The sequence below is a fragment of the Pseudonocardia hierapolitana genome (assembly GCF_007994075.1).
GTDB classification, from domain to species: Bacteria; Actinomycetota; Actinomycetes; order Mycobacteriales; family Pseudonocardiaceae; genus Pseudonocardia; species Pseudonocardia hierapolitana.
The window spans coordinates 8,194,176-8,207,824 of the sequence record NZ_VIWU01000001.1 but is presented as its reverse complement, the minus strand read 5'-3'; the positions used below and the strand labels follow the sequence as shown (position 1 = coordinate 8,207,824).

The window sequence follows — 13,649 nt, the reverse complement described above, 5'->3', positions numbered from 1 at the left end:
ACTCTCAAAGCCTTGTTGGTGTGGTGAGTGGGAACAGAGGTGGACGCGGGGCCGCACATCGGCCTGGTAACCGGCGGTCCCGTGTCCACCGCTGCCCTTCGGGGAGACGCGTGCGTCTCAGTTGCGAGGATCAGAACAGTGGTGCTCGCGACATGTCGTTGGCCACGATCGTCTTGAGCTGACTCAGATGAGTCAGAGCGATCTCCAGACACTCGGCCGCATCGGCCAGGTGGTCGTAGCGAACTGTGATCGGCTCGTCCTTGTCGTAGACGTCGAACAGGGCCACGAACGTGGCTGCCTCATGTGCCGACGTGCGCACAACATCACTCAGTGAGCGAATCACTGTGTCGTGCACCTTTTCCGTGCTTGCAGTGGGGCGGTATGGCTCCCGCTCCATCTGTGCCGGGATCATCACCGGCTTGCCGTTGGTCTCGGCCATGCGACTACCTTCCGTGAACTAGAGCGTCCGGTAGATGGTCAGTTGGCCTTCGGAGCCGGAGCGGCCCCGTTGCTGATCGGAACGATGGAATCGGCACGAAACGCCACCCGAGAGTTGCCGTTCTGCACCCACGGCATCGCCTGCAGACCCTGAACGGACACGTACTGACCCTGGGAAACCTTCGGAGCCTCAGCGAGGGCGACGGTCACCAGAATCGTCTCAACAGTCCCGTCTGACCAGGCCACAAGGTTCGCGGCCCACAGGGGCAGGTTCGTACCACCACTCTTGTCCCGACGCTGGTTACCGTCCTTGTCCAGACGCGGCGTGAACTCGCCACCGAGCTGGAACTTCGTGTTGGACGTGTCGAGGATGAGCTTCATGACTGCTGTGCTCCCTTTGGATCAACTTGCAGGTTGTGCGCCTCCGGTCGGGGACGCACTACAAGGACACCAGGAGCACAGCAGTCCGTAAATTCACGATAGTAAACACTTCGCTGTTTACGGTTCCGTTTACAGGCAAGGCGAGGCATGATGGACAGGACGGGCCGGCTACGTCGGGGGATATGCCGATGACCTCAGCTCTACGTGATGCACGCGACGCGCATGGCTGGACACTGGCCCAGACGGCGGCTCGGTTGATCAAGCTCGCGGAGAATCGTGGCGCCCCGATCAGCGCGAGTCACGCGAGCCTGCGGCAGATGATCTCCGATATGGAGCGCGGCCGCCGCAAGCCCGGTCACTACAAGCCGCTTCTGTGCGACCTGTTCGGCCGGACACCTGACGAGTTGGGGTTCGCCGATGAAGAACCCGCGACTACGTCTCTGCCAGCGGCTAATCTGGGGGAGATGTTGACCCGTGCATCGGCGGTCACACCGTCCGCGATCGCGGACCTTCAGCGCCAGGTAGACGGCCTTCGGACCTTGGATCGGCAGCTAGGTTCGCCCGCGGTCGTGGAGCCGACCCGACAGCTCGTGCAGACGATGCAGGAGCTCATGGCGCATGTGTTCGCAGGCGGGACGCGAGAGGCTTTGGCCGTTGTGCTGTCAGATGCGGCGGCGCTGAACGCCTGGCAGGTGCTGAACACTGGGGATGTGCGACGGGCGTGGGAGCTGCACAACATCGCGCGTACCGCCGGCCTGGAGTCTGGTCGTCCTGACTTGCTGGCCCACGCGATGGGTGAACAAATGTACGGCCTTCTCGACATCGACCGGCCTCAGGACGCCGTGCATCTCGTCGAGGCTGCGCGCGAGGTGGCCAGCAATAGAGTCTCGCCTCTCCTGGTGGCGTGGCTGCATGCCGCAGCGGCCGAGGCGTACGCCGCAGCTGGGGATGCGTCGAGCTGCCGGAGTGCGCTGGAGGCAGCGTCCCGGGCCTTGCCGAGGGACACCGACAACACCGCGACGCCGTACCTGTCGCTCGACGAGTGGCATCTCGAGCGGTGGCGCGGCAACGTCCTCGCGAAGCTGGGCGAGTCCTCGGCGCTGGACTCGCTCATGGTCGCCTTGGAGCGCACCCCGAGCACCTACGTGCGGGCGACTGCCTCACTGCATTGCGATATCGCGCAGTCCCTCGGCGCTCGTGGCGATCGTCCTGGTGCACTACGGCACGCGCAGCAGGCGCGAACGCTCGCCAGGCAGACCGGGTCGATACGGCAGTTGAGGCGCGTCGAAGCTGTCATGAAGCGGATGGCTTGAACTCTGTTCCTGCCGCCATCGCAACCAGCTGCAGGAGCGCGACGATGGTTCCGGCACCGAGGACGTTTCGGTCGGCGATCAGACGAGGGACCTCCGGGAGAGGCATCCAGCGCAGCTCGCCGGCTTCCTCGGCATCAGATGGCTCCCCGACCTTCTCGAAGGTTCGCCACAGGTAGATGTCCATCGGGGCATCTACCATGCCCGGGAGTGGCTGGAGGCGTGTGAGGTGCTCTGGCTCTCCGACCGGAGCCCAGCCGCTTTCCTCCACTGCTTCGCGGGCTGCTGCCTCCGCGGGCCGCTCATCCGCTTCTACCAGTCCACCGAGCAGCTCGTAGCCCCACTCGTCGGTCGCGAAGCGGTGCCGATGCACCATCAGTACCTCGTCATCGTCGTTCACGAGTGCAGCAATCGCTACTGGCTTCATATGAACGACGTGGTGCTCGAACCGATTTCCGTCGGGCGTCTCGATATCGACAAGCGTCAACCGAACCCACTCGTTGTCGTAAACGGTGCGCTCACCGAATCGCTTTGTCCGGTGCGCATCCGGCTGTCCGGGGTCGGTCACAGCCGACGAGTCTAGCAGCGGGGGAGCGCATGCAGCGCTCAAGAAAGCTGGCATTCGGCGCGCAGCACGGTGATCAACAGATGCGCGAGCACGTGGTGAGAACTTTCTATACGTCTTCAAGCCGCCCCCGGCTGGGGGCGGGCCGGACTGCGCCGGACGGCATGCGCGGCCTTCCTTCCCGCTCCGCTCACGGGCGGCCGCGCGCCTATGGGCCGCCGGCCATGCGCCGGCAGGGGGTAGCTGGGCGACGGTCGGGTACTGCTCATCCCCGCTGGCCGCAGATCGTCTTAGCGTGCCCGGGCGGCGTCAACCCCGCTGCGCGCCCCGATCCCGCCACTGGTCCAGTTGGCAAGAGCGCGCCGGTGACGCCGTGGTCCTGTAGCGGGATCGGGGGTTCCGGGTTGACGCCGTCCGGCCCCGCCAAGTGCAGGCCAGGATCGCGGGAATGGCGTCGACTGTGATTACACTGCAGTACGTCGTCCGTGCGGAGCGCGAGCCACAACCGCACTGATCGTCAACGTTACCGCACTCGCCCATGCTGGATCGCTTCTGAGATCAAGTGCGCTGCACTCTGCTGCATGATAGATTCCGTGCGATTCCTCCTTAGACTGTCAAGCCAGTCCGGAACATGGGCATTGCTCTGACGGATACCGAGTATCCGATCTTGGACTGCTCGACAATCGGAGACCGTAGGTAAATTCGGTCCACGCATCCCCTGGCTCCATAGGCTAAGTACCTTCGCCTCAAGCTTTGCTTTGGTTTCTCCACTGTCACGGTTCGCCTTAATCATTTCGATGAGTTCACGCAGTGGCGCTAACAATGGAACGAGGACGGCGGTCAACATATCAACCACCGACATGTGGAATACAAGCGACACGGCGGCTGCCCCGACAACTAGCAGTAGCAGGGCCCCGGTCAAGCAGGCAGCGTAGTATCGATGCATTGACGAACCCCAACCTAGATTGCTCCTCTGGCAGATCAGCACGTCAAGGGGGCGGACAACATTCTTGGTGTCAGGGTACCAATCTTGCGTACGATTGCCTCGATAACGTGCGGCTGCCTCTGCTATGAGGGTAGGCGACGGATGGTCTGCGGCAAGGTCGTTCCACGGAAGGTTGAAGACATGTGTGTCGAACTCTTCTTGAACGAAGGCCGCCTCTCGACGCCGACGTCGTTCTCTGTCACTGGCAACTGCAGACCATAGGAGGGCTGCGATGCCGCCTGTCGCCCCGATCAGCGGCCGGATTGCCGGTAGCATTAGAGCGGCTATAATAGTCACTGTCGACAAGATTAGAACTATTGTCACGCGTACATCGTGAACGTTCTTTGCGTCGGTGTAAAGACGAGCCTGTGCGGCGAGGAGACGAGTCGAGTACTCAGAGTTTTGAGCAACTGCGATCGGTGTCAGTTTGTCCCTAGGCATGCGTGGCTCAGGCGCTTGGATCGCAGTATGGGAAGTTGCTGCCCCAAATTGCTTGGAGCGCTTGGTTCAATTCCCATGTCTTCGGTGCGCCGGCAAGCCAGGACGCGTATGCAGTATCAAGATGGCTCTTCATAGTTCGAAGACTTGCCATTGAGGAAATGCGACTCGCTTCGCTGGAGCACGCATAGATTCGCGATACTAGATGCGTCGGATCATTCATCGCTGCAAGTTCGGTCGCGATCAGCTTATCTGCAATCGATCGAATTGCGCCCAGCGTCCAGATGCTGTCGTTGTTCTTCCCGTATTCGGCACAGCGCATCTCCAAATAAAAGGAGGATACTGGAACGCTGTGCTCATATTTCCACGCTTTAAACAGGCGGGCAATATCGCGTACGTCACCGTTGTGCTTTCGGTCCATCTCGGAAACGAACTTGTTGTGCGCTTGAGGTGCAGCGTCTCGCCAGCCTCCACCCGATGCAGGGATGTGCACCACTCGATCGCTATCAGATGTGCCGCGCAGAAGGTATGCGGGCGTAATTTCATAGTTTGATATCAAGCTTCGGAACTCGAGAGTCACCGTGGGTCGCGCAACGTAGATGTCTGCAGCTTCCCATAGCTCTTTCTTAAAGACTTCGCGCATCTTGTTCAGAATAGTTGTAGAGGATGCCGGCTTATCATCGGAGTGAATTCGAGCCATGTAATCGACATCACTGTAGGGCATTACGGCGGTCCCTTGCTGGAAGGACCCACTTTGAAAAAACGCCATCAAGCGGAAATTTGAGCCAAGGATTCCATATATGCGCTCGCGGTATCGACGAACTTCTGCCTTGTGCGTTTCTGTAGGCTTGCTGGCAGCGAGATATCTGTCAAACGCTTCATAAAGTGGAATCAAGCTCGCCACCCTTATCCTGACTCGCACATGCGAGACTGTCGATATCGTCCAACCTTCGTCTGGACGATTGAGATCGTACTATAAATTGTATCAGAAATGGAAGCTCGTGAACGCCAGCACGCTCGGTGGCTGCTCATACGTGGTGAACGGTCAGACGTGTGCCTGGCGGCTCGCCGTCGACGCTCAAGCGGAAGATCGTGACCGCCGAGCGGGGAGTGGCCCGCGCCCGATGACGTCAGACGATGCGTCGACCGCAAGCCACGTAACCCCGCCCCGATCCCGCCAGTGGCTCGGCTGATCGAACACGCGTCAGTACAGCCCGAAGTCAAGTAGCGGGATCGGGGGTTCCGGGTTGACGCCTCATGATCATGTAAAGAGCCGGCCAGGACCGCGGGGATGGCCGACTCGTGCGAGGCCTCCGGCAGGCTATGTCGGACGGGCGCGATCTTGAACGATAAAGCGTGCACGCTCTAGCAGTTCGTCGAATGTAATAACTTCAGTATCAGCAACGGAAGTACGGAAGAGCTCAAATGATTCGATCTTCTCGCCGTTGATACCGTGCGGCGTGTCGAACTCCTTCAAGCTTCCAATTAGTACGACTTGACGTGGCCTACTCGTGCTCACCTCAAGTCCTAGCGGCGTCCCATCGTCGCCAAACATCTTCTTAATCTGATCGGACCAGGTCCGCAGCGCCTTTCTCGCTGTCTTCTGGACCTGCGCAACACTGCCAGTCAGCTCGGCAGAGGGTCGATAAACGTCCGGCTTTCGATATGGCGCCCGCGCCAACAACTCCGTGTCGTGCCTTTTAATCTCGCAGAAGAGGAGACTGCTGACGAAGCCACGCGTTCGCATGATTGCGTCAGACCGCTTGCCTGCGCCCTCGAAAACGTTAGCTCCAGTCGTGTACCGCTCAAGCTTTCCGCTGCCGATTGCCTCAGTCGTAACCATCTGAAGTCCATACCCAAAAATCCATTGATTCTTTTCGAAGAAGCGTTGCCATAGCTCCTCAGGGTCGACTCCCAGACGCTCGCGCACCTCTGCAAAGTATGCGTCCTCATGGAGTAGGCGCTCAAAAATCCGAAGCTGCTCTTTTCGATTGGCGATCAGTGCTATGTCCTGATCGGTCAATGAACTCCCTAGTGCCATACGAACTGCGTCTATGGCTACTGTTCGATCTGTCGCCTGCAGCATGCTAGCGATTTGAGCACTATCTGCATCTATAATACGAAGATTGCCTACCGGAAGGGAAACACCTTTGAAGCCGCGGATGAAGTCTATGAGCTCCCAAAACTCTTTATGCGCCTCGCTCGTATCTACGAGCGCCTTTATCTGGCGGGTCTCCGGCAGATCCGGGATCTCCAGCTGTGCCGCGTCCTTGCCGGGCCCCTTCATGTTCTTCTTCCAGAGCTTGATTCGCGGCGAAAACTCATCATCTTTCTTGATGAGAGTCACTTCGCACAAGAGTGCAACGTTTGGGCCTTCACGTAGCACAAAGTCCGTAATAAGCCGCCTACGCTTGGTATCGTAAAAGAAGTGAAATCCGCTCCCCGACTGACCTGGTCGGATTTCAAGCGCCGTCAGATCATCAATGCCCATTCGAAACTCAGAGTCCCATACTGGAAACTCGATACGTACCAATGGCATGTAGCCGCGGACCTCCCTGTGAACGTTCGCCCACGCGGGGCTCGCTACACGTGCAGACCGCGTTACTCTCCGCTGCTGGGCGAGTTGGAGGGGGCCGGCCTTGCTCCGGTAGATCAACTTTTGGGGCACGCTGGGGGCACGGGAGCCTGTAAGACGCTGGTCAGCGCTATGAAGTGGTGGCAGATGTCTTCGCAGCTCAGGGCCTTGCTGGCGCGACAGCCCAGGATCAAGCCATGGTCCGGCTTACAGGCAGCACCGAAGGTCGAGGTTGACAGCTGACAGCGACAGCAACGGTCCCTGGCCAGCGCAGACTCCTACGGGCGTCGGCCATCGTGCAGTGCGACGTCAGAGCCCTCGGCGGACTGCTGCAGACAGATCGGCGGAGATCTACGGTCAGGGGGTGTCGACCGTGTACGACCTCGTCCTCAGCGGTGGCCGGGTGATCGACCCCGAGTCCGGCCTCGATTCGGTCCGCCACGTCGGGATCTCCGGCGGTGCCGTCCGGGAGGTCGGTGAGCGGCCCCTCTCCGGAACGACCACCGTCGACGTGACGGGGCTGGTCGTGTGCCCCGGCTTCGTCGACCTGCACAGCCACAGCCAGGACGTCCCCGGCGGGCGGTTGCAGGCGCTCGACGGCGTCACCACCGCGCTCGAGCTGGAGGCGGGCGCCTTCCCGGTGGAGCACGCCTACCGCCGGGCGGCGGCGGAGGGCAGGCCGATCAACTACGGGTTCTCGACGTCGTGGGCGGCCGCGCGGATGCACGTCCTCGCCGGCGCGCCCGCGGTGGCCGACCTCGACGAGCTGCTCGTCCATGTCGCCGATCCGCGCTGGCAGGCCGCGGCCACGCCCGGGGACGTCGACCGCATCCTCGGTCTCCTGGAGTCCGACCTCGCGGCGGGTGCGCTCGGGATCGGCGTGCTCGTCGGGTACGCGCCGGGCACCGATCCCGCCGAGTACCTCGCCGTCGCGGCGCTGGCGGCGCGGCACGGTGTGCCGACCTACACGCACGCCCGTGACCTCGTGGAGATGGACCCGCACGTCCCGGTGGACGGCGCGGAGGAGATCGTGCGGGCGGCGGGCGAGACCGGCGCGCACATGCACTACTGCCACCTCAACAGCACCTCGGGCCGGCACGTGGACCGCGTGCTGGCGCTGGTGGAGCGGGTCCGCCGCGAGGGCTCGACGGTGACCACGGAGGCCTACCCGTACGGCGCCGGGATGACCGGGATCGGGGCGGCCTTCCTCGCGCCCGAGCTGCTGGGTCGCCGGGGGCTCACCCCGACCTCCATCGGTCACCTCGCGCTCGGCAGGCGCATCGCCGATGCCGACGAGCTGCGCCGGGTGCGTGCGGAGGATCCGGGCGCGCTCGCGTTCGTGCACCAGGCCGACGAGGCCGACCCGGTCGCGTTCGGCGTCGTGCAGCGGGCCCTCGCCTTCTCGGACGCCGCGGTGGCGAGCGATGCGATCGCGCCGCAGTGGCCTGCGGGCCCGCGCGATGCGCTGCGCTGGCCGCTCCCGCCGCAGGTGGCGACCCACCCGCGCACCGCGGGCACGTTCGGGCGCACCCTGCGCATGCTCGTACGGGAGCTGGGGTTGCTCAGCCTGCCCGAGGCGGTGCGCCGCTGCACGCTGGTGCCGGCGCGGATCGTGGAGAACGCCGCCCCGGCGATGCGCCGCAAGGGTCGGCTGCAGCCCGGGTGCGACGCCGACGTCACGGTCTTCGACCCGGCCACCGTGACCGACCGGTCGACCTACACCGACACGACCCGCCCGTCGGCGGGGATCCGCCACGTCCTGGTCGGGGGCCGGTTCGTGGTGCGGGACGGGGCGCTCGACGCCGGCGCGCTGCCCGGACGACCGGTCCGCGGCGGGTGATCCCTCCCGTCCGCGGGCAACGAGGCGGTCACGGTGCGGTGCGCTCGTCGAGCTGGGCGAGGACGAGCGGCCACGCGTCCCGGTGCTGCCGGCACGCCGCGGCACTCGCGAAGCCCGCATGGCTCAGGCGAAGGTGCGTCCCGGTCCCGTGAGGTGTCAGCTCGACCGTCACGACGGTCTCCGCACCTTCGGTGCCGGCTGCGCCCGTGACCCAGGTGAGCGTGACGAGCGCGCCCCGTTCGAGGCGGACGAACCGGCCGTAGTGCGGGTGGCGCCGGCCCTCGAACCGCGTCTCGAAGAAGAACGGGGCGTCGACCTCCGGTGTCATCAGCACGGAACCCGCTTCGGCGAACCAGAGGTCGAATCGTTCGGTCCAGGCGCGGTACAGCACGTCCGGGGTCGCAGCCATGACCCGCTCCACGGTGAGGGAGTGCGGGCGCGACGAGACGTCAGGGGCGCCGAGCTTTGATTCCATGCTGGCAATATAACCCTGCAGGCATGTTGATTGCCATCGCTCGCCCGCCAGCGCTCAGCCGAGCACGGGGTGCAACGTCCAGAACGCGAGCGCCGCGGCCAGCGCCGCCATCGGGATCGTGAGCACCCACGCCACCACGATGTTGCCGGCCACGCCCCACCGCACCGCCGAGAGCCGCTTGGTGGCGCCGACGCCGAGGATCGACGACGTGATCGTCTGCGTCGTCGAGATCGGCGCCGCGAACGCGAACGCGGTGGTGTAGAGGACCGCGGACGCGGTGACCTCGGCGGCGAACCCGCGCGGCGGGTCGAGGTCGATGATCCGCCGCCCCAGCGTCCGCATGATCCGCCAGCCACCCGCGTACGTGCCCGCCGACAGCGCGCCCGCCGCGAGCAGGATGACCCACCACGGCACCTCGAACCCCTGGTGATAGCCCCCGACGACCAGCGCCAGCACGATCACGCCCATCGTCTTCTGGGCGTCCTGCAGGCCGTGGCCCAGCGCCATCGCGGCGGCCGAGAGCGTCTGCGCGTGGCGGAAGCCTCGGCTCAGCGGCTCCGGGTGCGCCCGCCGGAAGGCCCACAGCAGCGCGGTCATGAGCAGCGCGGCGAGCGCGAAGCCCACCATCGGCGACAGCACCATCGGGATGAGGACCTTGTCCACCACCCCGGTCCAGTGCACGGTGCCCGCCGCGGCGAGCGCCGCGCCGACGAGCCCGCCGATCAGCGCGTGCGACGACGAGGACGGCATGCCGAACCACCAGGTGATCAGGTTCCACGCGATCGCACCGACGAGGGCCGCGAGCACCACGACGAGGCCCGAGACCCCCTGGGGAGGGTCGATGATGCCGCTGCCGACCGTGGAGGCGACCTCGGTGCCGAGGAACGCGCCGACCAGGTTCATCACCGCGGCCATGATCAGCGCGGCGCGCGGTGTGAGAGCCCGGGTGGCGACGGAGGTGGCGATGGCGTTGGCGGCGTCGTGGAAGCCGTTCGTGTAGTCGAACACGAGCGCCACCACGATCACGACGACGATGATCGCCAGTTCCACTCAGGACTCCTTGACCGCGATGCTCTCGACGGTGTTGGCCACCGTCTCGAACGCGTCGGCGGCCTCCTCGAGGGTGTCGACGACCTCCTTGAGCTTGAGGATCGTCAGCACGCCCGCCGCATCGACGTCGCCGGGCGGGCAGAGCAGCTCCTCCAGCAGCGCGCGGTAGGCGGCGTCGCCCTCGTCCTCGAGGGAGTTGACGTGCACCCAGTACTCCTGCAGCTTCGACATCGTCGCCAGCTGCGGCATCGCCTCCGCGGTGGCGGCGGCCGCGCGCCGCAGCACGTCGGTCTGGGTCTTCATCCCCGCGGGCAGCTCGCCGAGCCGGTAGAGCACGATCCGGTCGGCGGCCTCCTCCATCGCGTCGACCACGTCGTCCAGCGACGAGGTGAGCCGGTAGATGTCCTCGCGGTCGAACGGCGTCACGAACGTCTTGTTCAGCTTCACCATGATCTCGTGGGTGAGCTCGTCACCCGCGTTCTCGGCGTCCTTCACCCGCCTGGCCAGCTCGGGGCGCTCAGCGGGTGGCGCGGCCACCAGCGTCGCGAGGTCGTCCGCTGCACGCGCGATGTTCTCCGCGGCCCGGGTGAACAGCGGGTAGAAGCCGCGTTCGTGTGGCGTCAACCTGAAAGCCATTCGCAGGTTCTACTCCACCGCGGACCTTCCGGCTGGACGGCACGGCGGGGATGAATCGTGATCCGAGTGCGCGACCGTTTCGTCGAGATCGCGCGGGCGGTCGCCGGCCGGATGTGAGGGCGATCGGACCTGTGCGAACCGGCCGGAAGACGCGAGCATGGCGGCATGACGGTGGTCTTCGTGCACGGCGTCCCCGAGACGAGCGCGGTCTGGAGGGGCGTGCGCGCCCACCTCGACGGGGACGCGGTCGCGGTCGACCTGCCCGGCTTCGGCTCACCCCGGCCGGCCGGGTTCGGTGCGACGAAGGACGAGTACGCGCGGTGGCTGGCGGACGCTCTGCGGCGGCTCGACCGGCCGATCGACCTGGTGGGGCACGACTGGGGCGCGGGCTTCGTGATGCGCGTGGCCACGGCGCACGACGTCCCGCTGCGAAGCTGGGTCGTTGACGTCGGCGCGGTGTTCCACCCCGACTACGTCTGGCACGACATGGCGCAGGTGTGGCAGACCCCCGGCGCCGGGGAGGAGCGGACGGCGGCCACGGTGGCCGCGGGGCCGGACGCGCGAGCGGGCTTCCTGCGGGCGGCGGGCGTGCCCGAGGCGGATGCGGCGACGGTCGCGGCGGCCTACGACGCGACGATGGGCGGCTGCATCCTCGACCTGTACCGCTCTGCCGTGCCCAACCCGTACGCCGACTGGGGCACCGAACTGGACCGGCCGGCACCGGTGCCGGGCCTCGTGCTCCAGCCCACCGCCGACCCGTACGACGACCCCGCCGCGTCCGCGGAGGTCGCCACGCGGCTCGGTGCCCGCACGGAGCGGCTCGAGGGCCTCGGCCACTGGTGGATGCTGCAGGACCCGGCGGCCGCCGCGGGTGCGCTGCGCTCATTCTGGGGCTCGCTGCATCCGTGATCGGTCCCGTGCGGGTCTGCCACGATGGCCGAATGGAGCCAGCGGAGATCGACACGACCGTTCCACGGTTCCTCGACGGGATGCAGCTCCTCGACCCCGGCGTGGTGTCCTGCTCGCGCCGGCGGCCGGTGGTGTCGGGCGAGGGCGAGCCGGCGGAGGTCTACCTCTTCGGCGGTGTGGGCCGGATCGGCTGACCCGCCGCCGGCGACCGAGCTCGTCAGGTGTCGGACGGGCGCGGCTGTTCGGGTGGCACCGACCCTTCGGCGGCCTCCATCCAGCCGTCCAGGTCGGCCTGGGTGAACTCCTGCCACGGCGGGATGTCCGGGAGCTGCCGGAGGAGGTCGAACGCCTCCGCCACCCGGCGGCCGCCCAGCACGGGCGCGTGGCAGCCTGCGACGACCTCGGCGCCGACCCGCTGGAAATCGTCCACGACCGCCCGGAACTTGCCGACGTCCAGAAGCGTGTACCACGGAGAGACCAGGCGACCGCCGAAGAACTGACCGTCCCGGAACTCGTCGTCGGTGAGCTCGCCGATGTCCGGCATGGGAGCGGGCAGGTTCGTCGCGAACGTGTCCACCGACCACACCACGTTCGTCTTCGTGTCGAACAGGGCGCGGGTCGTCGGGTTGTCGTACAGCGGCGGCCGCTTGGCCACCAGCGTGCGGTCGCCCACGTCGATGGTGTCGCCCTCGTTGACGAAACGGCACCGGTTGATCGGCGTCTCCCACTCGTCGGCCATGCGGCCGATCGAGAACCAGGTGGTCAGCAGTGTGGCGTTCGGGCAGGCCGCGAGGACCGCCAGCAGGTTGCCCGCGTGGTCGCGGTCGTCGTGGGTGAGGAACACCCATTTCACGTCCAGCGGGTCCACCACGGACCACGCGGCTTCGAGCCACTGCGGGCGCACCGCCGGGGCACCGGTGTCGACGAGGACCGGTTCCGCGCCGCGGATCACCATCGAGTTCATGGGGAAGTGCCCGACCGGCGGGGCCTCCAGGGCCCACGGGATGACGAAGGTCTCCTCCGCGATCCGGTAGGGCTCCAGCAGGTTGAACGTCGGGATGGTCGTCATCGTCGACTCCCTTGCTCGCCGAATCCCTCGACCTCGTCCCGATCAGGGCACGCGTTACCGACGCCAGCGGCTCAGCGGAACGCGTCGGCGTGGGCGCGGGCCCAGTCGGCGAACGTCCGGGGCGGGCGTCCGGTGACCTCCTGCACCGTCGGCAGCACCATGGACTCGTCGAGCGAGCCGTCGACGTAGAAGTCGAAGAACGCCCGCACGTAGGCCTCGGGCATGCGGGCCGTCATCTCGGCCCAGGCCTCGTCGTCGGGCTGCGCCTCGAACCGCAGGTCGCGGCCGAGCACCTCGCCGAGCACGCGGACGCGGTCGGCGGGCAGCAGCGACTCCGGGCCGGACAGCGCGTAGACGCGGCCGTCGTGCCCGTCCTCGAGGAGCGCGGTGGCGGCCACGGCCGCGATGTCGGCCGGATCGATCACGGCGATGCGTACACCGCCGAACGGGGCCCGCACCACGTCCCCGGCCCGCAGCTGCGGCGCCCATTCCAGGGCGTTGGTCATGAAGCCGAAGGGGCGCAGGATCGTCCAGGGAAGGCCGCCGTCCCGCACCGCGTCCTCCGTGCGGATCATGTAGGCCGAGACCGCGTTGCCCGTGTCGCCGCTGCCTGCGGAGCCGCCCGACAGCTGCACCACGCGCGAGACCCCCGCGTCGCGGGCCGCGGCGAGCACACCGGGCATGTCCTGGTAGCCGGGGAGCAGGAACAGGCCCGTCACGCCCTCGAGCGCGGGACGGATGCTGTCGGGGTGGTCGAGGTCGCCGACCACCCGCTGCGTTCCCTCGATCGGCCCGCCCTCGCGGCGGGCCAGCGCCCGGACCGGCTGCTGCCGCTCGACCAGCACGCGCACGAGCTCGCGTCCGACGTTGCCCGTTGCGCCGCTCACCAGGATCACGAGGGCGAGCCTAGAGGTGACGCGCGCCTCAGATCGACAAGGGATTAATCGTGCGCGTTCTGTCGGTCCTACTCCCTAGATT

The 13,649-nt window shown here is 66.1% G+C and carries 15 protein-coding genes; 4 read left to right on the top strand and 11 right to left on the bottom strand.

The window, feature by feature from the left end; genetic code table 11:
- Positions 1-130: 130 nt before the first annotated feature.
- The gene (locus FHX44_RS38640) at positions 131-439 is read right to left on the bottom strand and encodes a hypothetical protein (protein ID WP_147260279.1); all 309 of its coding nucleotides are present in this window, start codon (positions 437-439) and stop codon (positions 131-133) included.
- A gap of 38 nt (positions 440-477) precedes the next feature.
- Positions 478-819, bottom strand: a complete 342-nt coding sequence (locus tag FHX44_RS38635; protein ID WP_147260278.1) for a hypothetical protein — start codon at positions 817-819, stop codon at positions 478-480.
- 188 nt (positions 820-1,007) lie between these two features.
- On the opposite strand from FHX44_RS38635, the gene FHX44_RS38630 reads away from it, so the two are divergent.
- A complete protein-coding gene (locus FHX44_RS38630; protein WP_147260277.1) occupies positions 1,008-2,132 on the top strand; it encodes a helix-turn-helix domain-containing protein in 1,125 nt (374 codons plus the stop codon).
- On the opposite strand, the gene FHX44_RS38625 is transcribed toward FHX44_RS38630, so the two are convergent.
- The 4 genes from FHX44_RS38625 to FHX44_RS38615 all read right to left on the bottom strand — a co-directional run bounded on the left by FHX44_RS38625 (position 2,113) and on the right by FHX44_RS38615 (position 6,464).
- On the bottom strand, positions 2,113-2,697 hold the full coding sequence (locus FHX44_RS38625) for an NUDIX domain-containing protein (protein WP_246170825.1): 585 nt from the start codon (positions 2,695-2,697) through the stop codon (positions 2,113-2,115). The two genes, FHX44_RS38630 and FHX44_RS38625, sit on opposite strands and share 20 nt — an antisense overlap.
- A 520-nt stretch (positions 2,698-3,217) precedes the next feature.
- Positions 3,218-4,120: an S-4TM family putative pore-forming effector gene (locus FHX44_RS44365; protein ID WP_170309218.1), complete on the bottom strand. Its 903-nt coding sequence runs from the start codon at positions 4,118-4,120 to the stop codon at positions 3,218-3,220.
- 7 nt (positions 4,121-4,127) lie between these two features.
- Positions 4,128-5,021: a nucleotidyltransferase domain-containing protein gene (locus tag FHX44_RS38620; protein WP_147260275.1), complete on the bottom strand. Its 894-nt coding sequence runs from the start codon at positions 5,019-5,021 to the stop codon at positions 4,128-4,130.
- Between the two features lie 417 nt (positions 5,022-5,438).
- On the bottom strand, positions 5,439-6,464 hold the full coding sequence (locus FHX44_RS38615) for a Shedu immune nuclease family protein (RefSeq protein WP_246170824.1): 1,026 nt from the start codon (positions 6,462-6,464) through the stop codon (positions 5,439-5,441).
- Positions 6,465-7,056: 592 nt separating this feature from the next.
- On the opposite strand from FHX44_RS38615, the gene FHX44_RS38610 reads away from it, so the two are divergent.
- Positions 7,057-8,532, top strand: coding sequence for an amidohydrolase family protein (locus tag FHX44_RS38610; RefSeq protein ID WP_246170823.1), 1,476 nt, complete (start codon positions 7,057-7,059; stop codon positions 8,530-8,532).
- 28 nt (positions 8,533-8,560) lie between these two features.
- On the opposite strand, the gene FHX44_RS38605 is transcribed toward FHX44_RS38610, so the two are convergent.
- From FHX44_RS38605 to FHX44_RS38595, 3 genes are read right to left on the bottom strand one after another with little or no spacing between them, the layout of a single operon-like run.
- Positions 8,561-9,007: an SRPBCC family protein gene (locus FHX44_RS38605; RefSeq protein ID WP_147260273.1), complete on the bottom strand. Its 447-nt coding sequence runs from the start codon at positions 9,005-9,007 to the stop codon at positions 8,561-8,563.
- A 54-nt stretch (positions 9,008-9,061) separates the two neighbouring features.
- Positions 9,062-10,057, bottom strand: coding sequence for an inorganic phosphate transporter (locus FHX44_RS38600; protein WP_147260272.1), 996 nt, complete (start codon positions 10,055-10,057; stop codon positions 9,062-9,064).
- Positions 10,058-10,693 (bottom strand): DUF47 domain-containing protein, encoded by a 636-nt coding sequence (locus tag FHX44_RS38595; RefSeq protein WP_147260271.1) that lies wholly within the window; start codon positions 10,691-10,693, stop codon positions 10,058-10,060.
- Positions 10,694-10,858: 165 nt separating this feature from the next.
- On the opposite strand from FHX44_RS38595, the gene FHX44_RS38590 reads away from it, so the two are divergent.
- Both FHX44_RS38590 and FHX44_RS38585 read left to right on the top strand, forming a co-directional pair.
- Positions 10,859-11,602 carry an alpha/beta fold hydrolase gene (locus FHX44_RS38590; protein WP_147260270.1) on the top strand — a complete coding sequence of 248 codons (744 nt, stop codon included), beginning with the start codon at positions 10,859-10,861 and terminating at the stop codon, positions 11,600-11,602.
- Between the two features lie 32 nt (positions 11,603-11,634).
- The gene (locus tag FHX44_RS38585) at positions 11,635-11,796 is read left to right on the top strand and encodes an SAM-dependent methyltransferase (protein WP_212612846.1); all 162 of its coding nucleotides are present in this window, start codon (positions 11,635-11,637) and stop codon (positions 11,794-11,796) included.
- A 23-nt stretch (positions 11,797-11,819) separates the two neighbouring features.
- Here FHX44_RS38585 and FHX44_RS38580 read toward each other — a convergent pair whose 3' ends face one another.
- Together FHX44_RS38580 and FHX44_RS38575 are read right to left on the bottom strand one after the other, a co-directional pair.
- Positions 11,820-12,671, bottom strand: coding sequence for an MBL fold metallo-hydrolase (locus FHX44_RS38580; RefSeq protein WP_170309217.1), 852 nt, complete (start codon positions 12,669-12,671; stop codon positions 11,820-11,822).
- Between the two features lie 71 nt (positions 12,672-12,742).
- A complete protein-coding gene (locus FHX44_RS38575; RefSeq protein ID WP_147260269.1) occupies positions 12,743-13,567 on the bottom strand; it encodes an NAD(P)H-binding protein in 825 nt (274 codons plus the stop codon).
- Positions 13,568-13,649 lie beyond the last annotated feature (82 nt).